This is a genomic window from Klebsiella sp. 18074, assembly GCF_902705905.1.
Lineage (GTDB): Bacteria > Pseudomonadota > Gammaproteobacteria > Enterobacterales > Enterobacteriaceae > Klebsiella > Klebsiella terrigena.
In genome coordinates, this window is the sequence record NZ_CACSIS010000031.1 from 25566 (window position 1) to 39199 (window position 13634).

Genomic DNA, 13634 nt, shown 5'->3' on the forward strand with positions numbered 1-13634 from the left:
AAATTATTTCTTCAAATGAGGGATAAAGTTACACGGGCGGGTACGGGCATCGAGCTGGGGCGCAATGATATTTTCCCACGCGGTGCGGCAGGCTTTGGTCGAACCGGGCATCGCAAAAATAAACGTGCCGTTGGCCACGCCGGCAACGGCGCGGGACTGCAGCGTCGAGGTACCGATCTCTTCAAAAGAGAGCATGCGGAACACCTCGCCAAAGCCTTCAACTTCCCGGTCAAACAGCGGCAGCAGCGCTTCCGGGGCTTGATCGCCTTCGGTAAAGCCGGTCCCGCCGGTAATGAGCACCACCTGAACGTCGCCGCTGGCGATCCACGCCGAAACCCGGGCGCGAATGGCGTAGCGGTTCTCTTTCACAATCGCCTTATCCACAACCGCATGCCCCGCTTCCTGCGCCGCGTCGCGCAGCCAGTGGCCAGAGGTATCGTCCTCTTCGCCACGGCGGCTGGAAACGGTGAGAATAGCAATACGGGTCGGGATAAACTCAGCGCTGGCCTGACTCATCTGTTCACTCCTTTAGAATCAATTATCCGCCAATATACGACAGGTTTTGCGTAATACCGGTGTTGCCCTGATGCAGGAAATGGGTTTGTTTTTTATGGGTTAACGCTTCGGAGATGCGCGCTTCCAGCACCGCCTGCTGGCAGTCCTCGGCCAGCAGATCGCGTAAATCTACGCCCCCGTCGCCGAACAGGCACAGATGCAGCTTGCCCACGGAGGAAACGCGCAGGCGGTTGCAGGTGGCGCAGAAATCTTTTTCATAGGGCATGATCAGGCCGATCTCTCCGGCGTAGTCCGGATGACAGAAGACCTGCGCCGGGCCGTCGCTGCGCTGGCTAATCTGGTGGATCCAGCCGCGTCTGAGCAGCTCGTCGCGCAGCACCATGCCGGAGATATGGTGCCGGCGAAACAGGTCGCTGCCCTCTCCGGTTTCCATCAGTTCAATAAAGCGCAGCTGAATACGGCGCGGCTGGATCCAGGCGAGGAAGGTGTCGAGCTGGTGGTGGTTCACATCGCGCATCAGCACGGTGTTGACCTTCACTTTCTCAAAGCCGGCGGCGAAGGCGGCATCGATGCCGTCCATCACCTGCTGAAATTTATCCTGCCCGGTGATGGCGTGAAACTGGCGGGCGTCGAGGCTGTCCACGCTGACGTTGATTGCCGTCAGCCCGGCGTCGCGCCAGCGTTCGACGTCCCGCGCCAGGCGATAGCCGTTGGTGGTAACCGCAATCTGCCGAATGGCGCTGTTTTCATGTACGGCGGCGATAACGTCGGCGAAATCGCGGCGCAGCGAGGGTTCACCGCCGGTCAGGCGCACCTTTTCGGTGCCGAGGGCGGAAAAGGCGCGCGTCACGCGGCGCACTTCATCTACGCTGAGAAAGCCTTTATTGGTCACCGAGCCGGGCTTGTAGCCGTCCGGGAGACAGTAGGTGCAACGGAAGTTACACACGTCGGTAATCGACAGGCGCAAGTAGTAAAACTTACGCGCAAATGCATCGGTAAGCTGTGAAGCCATATACACCTTTCCAAATACGGGAGACGCGGTCATTTCTTCCCACGCCCTGGTGACAAGCTGAGCCGTCACGGCCAAAGCACCATATCTTGCGACACAGGCACAGAGGCTGGAGTGTTAACTGGTTTATGCCGATAGTAGCGCGGAAACGGCTATTTCGCCATTTTCGATTTCGCTATATAATTATGTATATATCGCTACGATCGTGCATTTTCGTTACAGAATAGCCAAAATTCACAATTTTGCATTGATGTCGGTCAGTTTGTCAGGATGCGGGCATCGTCTTTTAGGGGTAGATCGGTTACTGTGAGCCCGTTCATTTGAGATAAGGAATTTGTATGCGCAATCGGACTTTCGCCGACCTCGATCGGGTAGTGGCACTTGGCGGAGGGCATGGTCTGGGCAGGGTGATGTCGTCACTCTCATCGCTCGGATCGCGCCTGACCGGCATCGTCACCACCACCGATAACGGCGGATCCACGGGGCGTATTCGCCGTGCTGAAGGCGGCATTGCCTGGGGGGATATGCGCAACTGTATTAACCAGCTGATCGCCGAACCCAGCGTAGCATCCGCCATGTTTGAGTACCGTTTTGCCGGGAACGGTGAACTTTCCGGGCATAACCTCGGAAATCTGATGTTAAAGGCCCTCGATCACCTCAGCGTCAGGCCCTTAGAGGCGATTAATTTAATCAGAAACCTGCTAAAAGTTGACGCGTTACTGATACCGATGTCTGAACAACCGGTGGATTTGATGGCGATTGACGACGAAGGTCACGAAGTTTATGGCGAAGTCAATATCGACCAGCTTCCCCGGGTGCCGCGTGAGCTGATGCTGACCCCGCCGGTTCCCGCCACTCGCGAAGCGGTTGCGGCGATCGCCGAAGCCGATCTGATCCTGATCGGGCCCGGCAGCTTTTACACCAGCCTGCTGCCTATTTTACTGCTCGACGAGATGGCGCAGGCGCTGCGCCGCACGCCGGCGCCGATGGTTTTTATCGACAACCTCGGCAAAGAGCACAGCCCGGCAGCCAGCCTGACGCTGGCAGACCGCATCGCGATCATGGAACACTACGTGGGCAAGCGGGTGATTGACGCCGTGGTCATTGGGCCGAAAGCCGATACCCGCGGCCTTGAGAAGCGGATGGTGATCCAGACGCCGCTGGACGCCAGCGACGTGCCCTATCGCCACGATCGCCAGCTGCTGCGCAACGCGCTGGAAAAGGCAATTCAGATACCGGGCTAACTCCACACCGGTTGATACCGTGGGGAGCCTCCGCTCCCCACATTAAAATCTTAAGGTTGTCTTAAAATAGAAGTGGCAGCATAGCGAGCATGTTTTCACCAGGACTTTTGCTATGTCGTTATTTCCACTGCGTCGACCGGTAGTGAGCCGCACGGTTTACCTGATTATCTTTGCCGCCTACGTCGGTCTGTTCCTCAATATTGCCTTCTACCGCCAGGTTTTCACCCTGCTGCCGGTCAATAACCTGCATAGCTGGCTGGTGTTCCTCAGCATGCCGCTGGTCGCCTTCAGCGTGATGAATATCCTCACCACCCTGGCCTCTTTCCTCAAGCTCGACCGCGTCGTTATCACCCTGTTTATTCTGCTTAGCGCCTCGGCGCAGTATTTTATCTGGACCTTCGGGGTCATTATCGACCGGGCGATGATCACCAACATTCTGGATACCACGCCGGCGGAGAGCTTCGCCCTGATGTCGGGTAGCATGGTGCTGACGCTCGGGCTTTCCGGGGTGCTGGCGGTGGCGCTAGCCTGGTGGATTAAGGTGCGTAAGCCGAAAACCTTCGCCCGCGGCGTCGCCGTGCGGCTGCTCAACGTGGCGCTCTCGGCGATCCTTATCATGCTGATTGCCGCCCTGTTTTATAAAGATTACGCCTCGGTGTTCCGCAATAATAAAGAGCTGGTGAAGTCGCTGAGCCCGTCAAACAGCATCGTGGCGATCAATTCGTGGTATGCACACAATAAGATGGACAATCTGCCGCTGGTCAAAATTGGCGAAGATGCGCAGCAGAAGCCGCAAATGCGCGACGGACCGAGAAAAAACCTGACCATTCTGGTACTGGGTGAGACCTCGCGGGCGGAAAATTTCTCCCTGGGCGGCTACCCCCGCGAAACCAACCCGCGCCTGCAGCAGGATAACGTTATCTATTTCCCCAACACCACCTCCTGCGGTACCGCCACCGCCGTTTCCGTGCCGTGCATGTTCTCCAACATGCCGCGCGAGCGCTATGATGAAGAGCTGGCCCATCACCAGGAGGGCGTGCTGGACATTCTGCAGCGCGCCGGTATTCAGGTATTGTGGAACGACAACGACGGCGGCTGTAAAGGCGCCTGCGATCGCGTCCCGCATCAGAACGTCACCGATCTCAAGCTGACGGGTCAGTGCATCGACGGCGAGTGCTACGATGAGGTCTTATTCCATAATCTGGAAAGCTACATCGACGGTTTGCAACAGGACGGCATTATCGTTCTGCACACTATCGGCAGCCACGGCCCGACGTACTATAATCGCTACCCGGCTGAATTCAAAAAATTCACCCCAACCTGCGATACCAATGAAATTCAGGGCTGCACGCAGCAGCAGCTGACCAACACCTACGACAACACCATTTTGTACGTCGATTACGTGGTGGATAAGGCCATCAAGCTGCTGCAGTCGAAGCAGGATAAATTTACCACCAGCCTGGTCTATCTTTCCGACCACGGCGAGTCTCTGGGGGAAGATGGCGTGTACCTGCACGGGCTGCCGTGGTCCATCGCGCCGGATACGCAAAAGCACGTCCCAATGCTGATGTGGCTGTCGCAGGATTACCAGCAGCGCTACGGCGTTTCCAGCCGCTGCCTGCAGCAGAAGGCAAAAACGGCGCCCTATTCGCAGGATAACTTGTTCTCCACCCTGCTCGGCCTGTTCGGGGTCAATACCCGCGAATACCGGCCGACAGATGATATTTTAACGCCATGCATAAGCGAGGCCGGCAGATGAAAATCTTAGTCATTGAAGACGACGCGCTCCTGTTACAGGGACTCATTCTGGCCATGCAGAGCGAGGGCTACGCCTGCGACGGCGTCGCCAGCGCGCATGAGGCCGCGCTGTCGCTGGCCAGCAACCACTACAGCCTGGTGGTCCTCGATCTCGGGCTGCCGGATGAGGACGGCCTGCACTTCCTCGCGCGGATGCGGCGGGAGAAATTCAGCCAGCCGGTGCTGATCCTCACCGCCCGCGATACCGTCGAAGACCGCATCGATGGTCTCGATACCGGCGCCGACGACTATCTGGTGAAGCCTTTTGCGCTGGAGGAGCTTAACGCCCGCATCCGCGCGCTGCTCCGGCGCCACAATAACCAGGGCGATAGCGAAATGGTGGTCGGCAACCTGCGCCTCAATATCACCCGCCGTCAGGTGTGGCTGGGCGGGGATTCGCTGGAGCTAACGCCAAAAGAGTACTCCCTGCTGTCGCGCCTGATGATGAAGGCGGGCAGTCCGGTACATCGGGAAATTCTCTACAACGATATCTACAGCTGGGATAACGAGCCGGCAACCAATACCCTGGAGGTGCATATCCACAACCTGCGCGATAAGGTCGGTAAAGCGCGGATCCGTACCGTCAGGGGCTTTGGCTATATGCTGGTGAACAATACCGAATCGGAGTCATAAAGAGATGCCGCTGTTAGCCACCGAAAAATGGACCATGCGCTTTCGCCTGCTGCTGACCATCGGCACGATTCTGGCGGTCTGCCAGATTATCAGCGTGTTCTGGCTGTGGCATGAAAGCAAAGAGCAGATTCAGCTGCTGGTGGCCAGCGCCATCGAGGGGCACAACAACCAGAAGCACGTTGACCACGAGGTGCGGGAAGCGGTCGCCAGCCTGCTGATCCCAAGCCTGCTGATTATCGGCCTCGCGCTCTATATCAGCCTGCTGGCGGTGAAAAAGATAACCCGCCCGCTCTCTCACCTGCAGAGCGAGCTGGAGAACCGCACCCCGGATAATCTCCAGCCTATCGAGCTCAGCGAGTCGGTGCCGGAAGTGACCGCCGTGACCACCGCGCTGAATCAGCTGGTATCGCGCCTGAACCTGACGCTCGACCGAGAACGCCTGTTTACCGCCGACGTGGCCCACGAGCTGCGCACGCCGCTGGCCGGGCTGCGTCTGCACCTCGAGCTGCTGGCCAAAGTGCACGGGATCGGGGTCGATCCGCTTATTCAGCGCCTCGATCAGATGACCAACAGCATCTCCCAGCTCCTGCAGCTGGCCCGAGTAGGGCAGTCGTTTTCTGCCGGCAGCTACCAGCAGGTGCAGTTGATGGCGGATGTCGTTGAACCGCTCGAGGAGGAGCTGGAAACGATGCTGGCACCGCGCCGGCAAAAGCTAGAGATCGCGGGTCCAGACGAAGAGGTCATGGTGTCCGGCGACGCCACGCTGCTGCGCGTGGTGCTGCGCAATCTGGTGGAGAATGCGCACCGCTATAGCCCGACGGACTCAACGATCCGCGTCTCGATTCAGGCGGGGTCAACGCCGATTCTGGCGGTGGAGGATGAAGGACCGGGAATTGATGAAGCGAAAAGCGGCGAGCTGAGCAAAGCATTTGTCCGCATGGACAGCCGCTACGGCGGCATTGGTCTGGGATTAAGTATTGTCACCCGTATCGCCCAGCTGCACGATACCCAGTTCTTTTTGCATAACCGCCAGCCGGGCCCCGGCGTTCGCGCCTGGGTGCTCTTCCCGAGGCCTTCGCGTCAGAAGGTCAGCACCCACTGATGGAAGAAGGCGACGACGATAATAAAGGCGCAGGTAATGGCCAGATATTGGCGAAAGTGTAGTTTTTGCATGACGCTATCCTCATTAGAATGAAGATAGTGTCCCTGAACAAGATTAAGCAGATATTAAGAGCCGGCCCCACCGGGCTATTTTATTTGCCATTGTGACGCCGGGCAGCCCTCGCATCCGCAGGTGCTGCCCGTACGTTCTGCGCGGCCAGAGCCCAGTCTGGCCGCGGCATAGACGCCCGGCGCGAAGGGCGCCGGCCTACGATGCGGCGATAAACAGATCCCGCAGCTTGTGCAGCTGGTCGCGGATCTGAGCCGCCTCTTCGAACTCCAGGTTCTGCGCGTGCTGCATCATCTGCCCTTCCAGCTCGTGAATTCTCTGCTGCAGCGCTTTTGGCGTCAGCACCGGCGTATCCGCCTCGACCGGTGAACGCGACTTGCCGCGCCCTTTGGCCTTGGTCTTCGCCAGGCCGCTGCCCAGCGCCAGGATATCGACCACCTTCTTATTCAGGCCCTGCGGGGTGATGCCGTGCTCTTCGTTATAGCGCTGCTGCTTCTCGCGACGGCGTTCGGTTTCGCTGATGGCCTTCGCCATCGAGGCGGTGATCCTGTCGCCGTAGAGAATCGCCTTACCGTTGATGTTACGCGCCGCGCGGCCGATGGTCTGGATCAGCGAGCGCTCGGAGCGCAGGAAGCCCTCTTTGTCGGCATCAAGGATCGCCACCAACGAGACCTCCGGCATATCCAGCCCTTCACGCAGCAGGTTGATCCCGACCAGCACGTCAAACTCGCCAAGGCGCAGATCGCGGATAATCTCCATACGCTCGACGGTATCGATATCCGAATGCAGGTAGCGCACGCGCTCGCCGTGCTCTTCGAGGTACTCGGTGAGGTCCTCGGCCATCCGCTTGGTCAGGGTCGTCACCAGCACGCGCTCGTTGATGGCGGCGCGTAGGCGAATCTCCGAAAGCAGGTCGTCGACCTGGGTCCCCACCGGACGCACTTCAATAACCGGGTCAAGCAGGCCGGTTGGTCGGACCACCTGATCGACCACCTCATCGCCGGATTTATCCAGCTCGTAGGCGCCGGGCGTCGCCGAAACGTAGATAGTCTGCGGCGCCAGCGCCTCAAACTCTTCAAACTTCATCGGGCGGTTATCCAGCGCCGACGGCAGGCGGAAACCGTACTCCACCAGCGTCTCTTTACGCGCCCGGTCGCCGCGATACATCCCGCCGATTTGCGGAATGGTCACGTGGGACTCATCGATAACCAGCAGGCCATCCGCCGGCAGATAGTCGAACAGCGTCGGCGGCGGCTCGCCCGGCCCGCGACCGGAAAGATAGCGCGAGTAGTTTTCAATCCCCGAGCAGTAGCCCAGCTCGTTCATCATTTCGAGGTCGAACTGGGTACGCTGGCTCAGGCGCTGCTCTTCCAGCAGCTTGTTGTTTTCCAGCAGCACTTTACGCCGCTCCGCCAGCTCGACTTTTATCTCTTCCATCGCCTGAACGATTCGCTCACGCGGGGTAACATAGTGCGTTTTCGGGTAGATGGTGTAGCGCGGGATGGACGATTCAACCTGCCCGGTAAGCGGGTCAAAGAGCGACAGGCGCTCAACTTCTTCGTCAAACAGCTCAATACGCAGGGCAATATCGTCCGATTCCGCCGGGAAGACGTCAATGACCTCGCCGCGAACGCGGAAGGTCCCGCGCTGGAAAGCCTGATCGTTACGGGTGTACTGCAGCTCCGCGAGTCGGCGCAGAATCGCCCGCTGGTCAATCAGCATGCCGGTGGTCAGGTGCAGCATCATCTTCAGGTACAGGTCAGGATCGCCGAGGCCATAAATAGCCGAGACCGAGGCCACCACGATGACGTCGCGGCGCTCCAGCAGCGCCTTGGTTGCCGACAGGCGCATCTGCTCAATATGTTCGTTGACCGAGGCGTCCTTCTCGATGAAGGTGTCCGAGCTCGGCACGTAGGCTTCAGGCTGGTAGTAGTCGTAGTAGGAGACGAAATACTCGACGGCATTCTCCGGGAAAAACTCCTTCATTTCGCCATACAGCTGCGCCGCCAGCGTCTTGTTGGGCGCGAGGACCATCGTTGGACGCTGCAGATCGGCAATGACGTTAGCGATGGTGAAGGTTTTACCCGACCCGGTTACCCCCAGCAGCGTTTGGTGCGCCAGGCCATCTTCCAGCCCCTCTTCAAGGCGCCGAATGGCTTCTGGCTGATCGCCAGAGGGACGGAAAGAGGAATGCAGCGTGAACGTTTTACTCATATGTCTGACCCTGAAGGAGGATGAAGCGCCCGGCGCGAAACGGCAGGTGTTTAATTCTACCCGTCGCCGGCGCTTTTGCCAATAAATAACACTGGATATAAAACCAGTAGCGTATTACTGTTCGCTCTGTAAACCTTGCCCTGGGCGGCCGCATTTGGGCAAAAAAAGCGCGCCATGCGGAATAATCCGCCACCGTGTAAGGTTATCCCCAGAAAATTTTGTCATTTAACATTTGTCAAGCAAGGCGATGAATCTTTTATGGCAGCAGGTGACACTTTCCTTACAGCCATTGATTTTATACAACCAATTGATATTAAATGGAATTTAATAAAAGACGGGTTTCGCGCCAATTTAGCCGCAGGCCGCGTAATCTCTAGCTTACCGCAAGTTCTCTAACTCTAATACACAAGGTTATCCACAGGAATAGTGGATAACTCGCTGCAGGCCATGACCTCTGCCACCCGGCCGAAATTGCCCGCCGGCTAAAATCACGCGGCTAAAAAATATTATTGAATTATTTTTGATATTTATCAGCTAAGGACGCCCGCCTTTTTGCTGCTTTCTGCACCACGTTTTACGCCGTTTAGCACCGGGAAAGTGCAGCCGCTTCGCTGTGCCCTGCCGGCTGCGGCCGCCGCGACCTGCGCTGGCGAAAAAATGCCGTCACTTCTTTTTCCTGGCAAGAGATTTGCAGAATGTTTGTCTCGCTCGCCGTCGTCAAAAAGGAGAAAACGTCTATGTTGAGTCTACGCGCCGTCAATCAGTACTATGGAAGCCAGCACACGCTGTGGAACGTCGATCTTGAGCTCCGGTCAGGAGAGTGCACCTGCGTGATGGGAAGTCAGGGAATGGGAAAAACCACGCTGGTCAACTGCATTACCGGGAATCTCCCGGTCGCCAGCGGCAGCATCACCTGGCAGGAGCGCGGAGCGCCACCCTGCGACCTGATGCCGCTCTCCGCCCATTCACGCAGCGTCATCGGGATCGGCTACGTGCCGCAGGACCGGCGCATCTTTTCGCAGCTCAGCGTAGAGGAGAATCTGCATATCGCGCTGGCGGCCGGAGGCACGCCCGGCGCCGTGGTGAATAGCGAGATTTACGATCTCTTTCCGCAGCTCTACACTCTGCGCCAGAGCAAAGGCGCCGCGCTCTCGGAAGACGACAGGTACCAGCTGGCGCTGGCGAGGGCGCTGATCGTCCGACCGCGCCTGCTGATACTCGATGAGCCGTCGCGCGGCAGCGGACAGCACTTTATGCATAAGCTGGGGGATCTGCTGGTTCGCCTGAACCGGGATATCGGTTTAACGGTGCTCCTCGCCGAGCAGCACCTGCCGTTCATTCGCCGGGTGGCCGACCGCTTCTGCCTGCTGCACCGCGGGCGCAGCGTGGCGCAGGGCGACGTTATACAGCTGGATGAGCCGCTGCTGGCGCAGTGGATGACGCCCGATCCAGCGCGCTAAGATCGAGATACTGGCCGAGGTCTTCCCGCCGGGATGCTTCCTCCAGCCACGGGATCTCGCCCAGCATGGGCGCGGGCAGCAGCCGTTTGAGGGTCGCGAGGTATTCGCTATGCCGCTTCCCCGGCGGCTGGACGTCGTTGGCAATCCAGCCCACCAGCGGCAGCCCTGCCTGGCGTACCGCCTGAGCCGTCAGCAGGGCATGATTAATGCAGCCCAGCTTTATTCCCACAACCAGAATCACCGGCAGCCGCTCTTCCTGCACCCAGTCGGCAAAGCTCAGGGTTGCGGACAGCGGCGTAAACCAGCCCCCAGCCCCTTCCACCAGCAGCCAGTCGGCCAGCGGCTCCAGCTCGCGCAGCCCGGCGGAGAGCGCGGCGGCGGTAATGGGCCGCCCCTCATCGGCGCTGATGATATGCGGCGAAGTGGGTTCAGCGAAGGTTAACGGGTTAACCTGCTCGTAGCTCAGCGCCACGCGGCTGTTGCGCTGCAGGGCCAGGGCGTCGTCGTTGCGCAGGCCCTGCGCCGTATACTCGCTGCCGGAGGCCACCGGCTTATAGCCGGCGCTGTTCCGACCCCGCAGGTTCGCCGCCTGCAGCAGGGCGCAGCTGCTCACCGTTTTGCCGACTTCAGTATCGGTTCCGGTGACGAAATAACGCTCAATCACGTTCAATTACTCCTGTAAAAAGATGGTAGGTCAGCGGGCACTGCCCGTGCCGTTTCGGCCACGCCAGCTGCAGCTGCTGCAGCTTTCCACGGCTCAGCGGTGCCGCGCTGCGCCCCTGGTGTAAATGGGTGGCGCCGATACCCTTTAGCGAACGCATTGCGCACAGGGCGTCGGGGAACGGCAGCGTTACGGCATGCAGCTGCGCCTCGCCCCGCCAGCCGCTCATCACGCTGCGTACCGTCTGCTCGCTGAGGAAACGATTGGCGTGTGGATGCCGATCAATCGTCGCCCAGGCCTGGTTGAGTTCGGGGAGCGAACCGGCCAGCAGGGTGGTGAAAGCAACCCGCCCGCCGGGACGCACGACCCGATGCAGCTCAGCAAGCGCGGCGCCGAGGTCGTCGCACCACTGCACCGCCAGATTACTCCACGCCAGGTCTACGCACGCCGCCGGCAGCGGCAGGGATTCAATATCGCCCTCGACGTAGCCGTGCGCGACCTGCTGGCGTCGGGCCTCCGCCAGCATATCAACGGAGATATCCAGCGCGGTGACGCGACTGCCCGCATCGCGCCAGTAGCGACTCATGCTGCCGGGGCCGCAGCCCGCGTCCAGAACCTCGGCAAAGCGCCGGTCGCCAAGCTGACGCAGCAGCAGCTCGGCGCTGCGGCGCTGCAGCTCATCGTGCTGCGTATAGCGGCTCGCCGCCCGACCGAAGGCGGCAGCCACCGCGCGTTTATTCACCGCCGTCATACAGGACCTCCAGCAGACGCTCGATATCCGCAGATTCATGGGCCGCGCTCAGGGTCAGCCGCAGCCGGGCGCTGCCGACAGGCACCGTCGGCGGGCGGATTGCCGTCGCCCAGCAGCCCTGCTCGCGCAGGCGCGCTGCCAGGCGCAGGGCCCGGGCGTTGTCTCCGACGATCAGCGGCTGAATGGCGCTGGTCGATTCGGTAAGCTGCCCCGGATAGTCGCGCATACCGTGACGGAACTGGGTAATCCGGCAGGCCAGCGCCTCCCGCCGCTGCTGGCCCTCATCGCCGCGAATCGCACGCAGCGCGGCGCTGAGCGCAACGGCCTGCGCCGGCGGCATGGCGGTGCTGTAAATCAGGTGGCGGGCAAACTGCAGCAGGTAATCCGCCAGCGCGTCGCTGCACAGTACCGCCGCGCCGCTGACGCCAAAGGCCTTGCCAAAGGTCACCACCAGCAGCTCAGGATGGACGTTTTGCGCGGCGCAGCTGCCCCGCCCCTCATCGCCCAGCACGCCAATGCCGTGGGCATCATCGACCAGCAGCCAGCCGCCGGCTTCGGTGGTCACCTGCTGGATCGGGCCGAGGGGCGCGCTATCGCCGTCCATGCTGAAGACGCCTTCGGTGATCGCCAGCTGCTGGCCCGCCAGCGGTTTCTCCAGCAGCGCTTTCAGCTGCTGAACGTCGTTGTGCTGAAAGCGCCGCAGCTGCGCCGGGCTGAAGCTGGCCGCTTCCAGCAGCGAGGCGTGGCTCAGACGGTCCGCTACCGCGCGATCGTCCTTGCCGAGCAGGGCGGCAATTAGCGCCTGGTTAGCGGCAAAGCCGGAGATAAACAGCAGCGCGCGCGGATAGCCCAGCCAGTCGGCCAGCGCCTCCTCCAGCTGGCGATGCGCATCGCTGTAGCCGCTAACGTGGCCAGAGCCGCCGCTGCCGACGCCGTAGCGCTCGGCGCCCTGCTGCCAGGCGGCAACGATCTGCGGATGCTGGCTCAAGCCGAGGTAATCGTTGCTGGAAAAGTTGAGCCAGCGCTGCCCCTCGCGGGTCAGCCAACGCCCGGCACCCTGTGCCACCGGCTGGCGAGAGCGGAAAGCATCCGCCTGACGCCGTTCACTCAGCGCCTGCTCGATGCGTTGCTGCCAGCTCATAGCACCGCCGCGTTGTAATATTCCTCGGTATCGGGGTTGTTCAGCGCCTGCTCCAGACGCTGCTGCTGCTCGTTATCCCCTTCCAGCACCGCCGTCTGCTGCGGGTTAAGCCCCAGCTTGCGGAACAGCTGCAGGTCCTTATCCTCTTCCGGATTCGGCGTCGTCAGCAGCTTGCAGCCGTAGAAAATGGAGTTTGCCCCGGCCATAAAGCACATCGCCTGGGTCTGTTCGTTCATCTGCTCGCGGCCAGCGGAGAGGCGCACGTAGGAGGTTGGCATCATGATGCGCGCCACCGCAATGGTGCGGATAAAGTCGAACGCGTCGACGTCATCGTTTTCAGCCAGCGGTGTGCCCTTCACCTTCACCAGCATGTTGATGGGCACGCTTTCCGGCGGCGTCGGCAGGTTGGCCAGCTGCAGCAGCAGTCCGGCGCGATCTTTTTCCGTTTCGCCCAGCCCGACGATGCCACCGGAGCACACCTTAATGCCCGCCCCGCGCACCTTGCCGAGGGTATCGAGGCGCTCCTGGTAGGTGCGGGTGGTAATGATATTGCCGTAGAACTCCGGCGAGGTATCGAGGTTGTGGTTGTAGTAGTCGAGACCGGCGCCGGCAAGGCGCTGCGCCTGGCTATCGGTTAGGGTGCCGAGGGTCATACAGGACTCCAACCCCATCGCCTTCACCCCTTTGACCATCTGCTCAAGATAGGGCATGTCGCGGTCGTTCGGGTTCTTCCACGCCGCGCCCATGCAGAAACGGGTCGAACCGGCATTTTTGGCCTGCCGCGCCGACTCCAGCACCTGTTCAACCTCCATCAGGCGCTCGGACTCAAGGCCGGTTTTATAGCGCGCGCTCTGCGGGCAGTATTTACAGTCTTCCGGGCAGGCGCCGGTCTTAATCGACAGCAGCGTGCTGACCTGCACCTGGCGCGGGTCAAAGTGCTGGCGATGGATCTGCTGGGCTTCGAACAGCAGATCCAGCAGTGGTTTATTAAATAACTCGGTGACTTGCGACATTGTCCAGCGTGCGTGGTGAGCCAT

The 13634-nt window shown here is 60.2% G+C and carries 12 protein-coding genes and 1 riboswitch; of the genes, 5 read left to right on the plus strand and 7 right to left on the minus strand.

From position 1 onward, the window contains the following. Positions 1–3: 3 nt before the first annotated feature. Both moaB and moaA read right to left on the minus strand, forming a co-directional pair. The gene (gene moaB, locus GVK32_RS23795; protein WP_159870631.1) at positions 4–516 is read right to left on the minus strand and encodes a molybdenum cofactor biosynthesis protein B; all 513 of its coding nucleotides are present in this window, start codon (positions 514–516) and stop codon (positions 4–6) included. 22 nt (positions 517–538) lie between these two features. Then, positions 539–1528, minus strand: a complete 990-nt coding sequence (gene moaA, locus GVK32_RS23800) for a GTP 3',8-cyclase MoaA (protein WP_159870634.1) — start codon at positions 1526–1528, stop codon at positions 539–541. Continuing rightward, positions 1516–1654: riboswitch (molybdenum cofactor riboswitch) on the minus strand. It overlaps the preceding gene by 13 nt. Before the next feature lie 209 nt (positions 1655–1863). Here moaA and yvcK point away from each other — a divergent pair. The 4 genes from yvcK (at position 1864) to pmrB (ending at position 6301) form a co-directional block, all read left to right on the plus strand. Beyond that, positions 1864–2769: a uridine diphosphate-N-acetylglucosamine-binding protein YvcK gene (gene yvcK / locus GVK32_RS23805; protein ID WP_095095277.1), complete on the plus strand. Its 906-nt coding sequence runs from the start codon at positions 1864–1866 to the stop codon at positions 2767–2769. A gap of 112 nt (positions 2770–2881) precedes the next feature. Next, the gene (eptA, locus tag GVK32_RS23810; protein ID WP_159870637.1) at positions 2882–4528 is read left to right on the plus strand and encodes a phosphoethanolamine transferase EptA; all 1647 of its coding nucleotides are present in this window, start codon (positions 2882–2884) and stop codon (positions 4526–4528) included. Continuing rightward, the gene (gene pmrA, locus GVK32_RS23815; RefSeq protein ID WP_045854540.1) at positions 4525–5199 is read left to right on the plus strand and encodes a two-component system response regulator PmrA; all 675 of its coding nucleotides are present in this window, start codon (positions 4525–4527) and stop codon (positions 5197–5199) included. The genes eptA and pmrA overlap by 4 nt, the downstream gene beginning before the upstream one ends. 4 nt (positions 5200–5203) lie before the next feature. Then, positions 5204–6301: a two-component system sensor histidine kinase PmrB gene (pmrB, locus tag GVK32_RS23820; protein WP_159870640.1), complete on the plus strand. Its 1098-nt coding sequence runs from the start codon at positions 5204–5206 to the stop codon at positions 6299–6301. A gap of 267 nt (positions 6302–6568) precedes the next feature. On the opposite strand, the gene uvrB is transcribed toward pmrB, so the two are convergent. Next, on the minus strand, positions 6569–8584 hold the full coding sequence (gene uvrB / locus GVK32_RS23830; protein WP_159870643.1) for an excinuclease ABC subunit UvrB: 2016 nt from the start codon (positions 8582–8584) through the stop codon (positions 6569–6571). A 737-nt stretch (positions 8585–9321) separates the two neighbouring features. On the opposite strand from uvrB, the gene GVK32_RS23835 reads away from it, so the two are divergent. Beyond that, positions 9322–10044, plus strand: a complete 723-nt coding sequence (locus GVK32_RS23835) for an ABC transporter ATP-binding protein (RefSeq protein ID WP_159870646.1) — start codon at positions 9322–9324, stop codon at positions 10042–10044. Here the strand turns inward: GVK32_RS23835 and bioD are convergent. Genes bioD through bioB form a run of 4 tightly spaced genes read right to left on the minus strand, consistent with a single transcriptional unit; the run spans position 9986 to position 13634 of the window. Further along, positions 9986–10708: a dethiobiotin synthase gene (gene bioD, locus GVK32_RS23840; RefSeq protein WP_159870649.1), complete on the minus strand. Its 723-nt coding sequence runs from the start codon at positions 10706–10708 to the stop codon at positions 9986–9988. The two genes, GVK32_RS23835 and bioD, sit on opposite strands and share 59 nt — an antisense overlap. Next, entirely contained in the window at positions 10701–11456 is a 756-nt protein-coding gene (gene bioC, locus GVK32_RS23845) for a malonyl-ACP O-methyltransferase BioC (RefSeq protein WP_159870652.1), read from the minus strand. Before bioC ends, bioD begins: the two co-directional genes overlap by 8 nt. After that, positions 11440–12597, minus strand: a complete 1158-nt coding sequence (gene bioF, locus GVK32_RS23850) for an 8-amino-7-oxononanoate synthase (RefSeq protein ID WP_159870655.1) — start codon at positions 12595–12597, stop codon at positions 11440–11442. The genes bioC and bioF overlap by 17 nt, the downstream gene beginning before the upstream one ends. Further along, positions 12594–13634, minus strand: a complete 1041-nt coding sequence (gene bioB, locus GVK32_RS23855; protein WP_159870658.1) for a biotin synthase BioB — start codon at positions 13632–13634, stop codon at positions 12594–12596. The genes bioF and bioB overlap by 4 nt, the downstream gene beginning before the upstream one ends.

Coding starts and splice junctions, on each gene's coding strand:
- moaB (WP_159870631.1), bottom strand. CDS start 516: ATGAGTCAGGCCAGCGCTGAGTTTATCCCGACCCGTATTGCTATTCTC.
- moaA (WP_159870634.1), bottom strand. CDS start 1,528: ATGGCTTCACAGCTTACCGATGCATTTGCGCGTAAGTTTTACTACTTG.
- yvcK (WP_095095277.1), top strand. CDS start 1,864: ATGCGCAATCGGACTTTCGCCGACCTCGATCGGGTAGTGGCACTTGGC.
- eptA (WP_159870637.1), top strand. CDS start 2,882: ATGTCGTTATTTCCACTGCGTCGACCGGTAGTGAGCCGCACGGTTTAC.
- pmrA (WP_045854540.1), top strand. CDS start 4,525: ATGAAAATCTTAGTCATTGAAGACGACGCGCTCCTGTTACAGGGACTC.
- pmrB (WP_159870640.1), top strand. CDS start 5,204: ATGCCGCTGTTAGCCACCGAAAAATGGACCATGCGCTTTCGCCTGCTG.
- uvrB (WP_159870643.1), bottom strand. CDS start 8,584: ATGAGTAAAACGTTCACGCTGCATTCCTCTTTCCGTCCCTCTGGCGAT.
- GVK32_RS23835 (WP_159870646.1), top strand. CDS start 9,322: ATGTTGAGTCTACGCGCCGTCAATCAGTACTATGGAAGCCAGCACACG.
- bioC (WP_159870652.1), bottom strand. CDS start 11,456: ATGACGGCGGTGAATAAACGCGCGGTGGCTGCCGCCTTCGGTCGGGCG.
- bioF (WP_159870655.1), bottom strand. CDS start 12,597: ATGAGCTGGCAGCAACGCATCGAGCAGGCGCTGAGTGAACGGCGTCAG.
- bioB (WP_159870658.1), bottom strand. CDS start 13,634: ATGGCTCACCACGCACGCTGGACAATGTCGCAAGTCACCGAGTTATTT.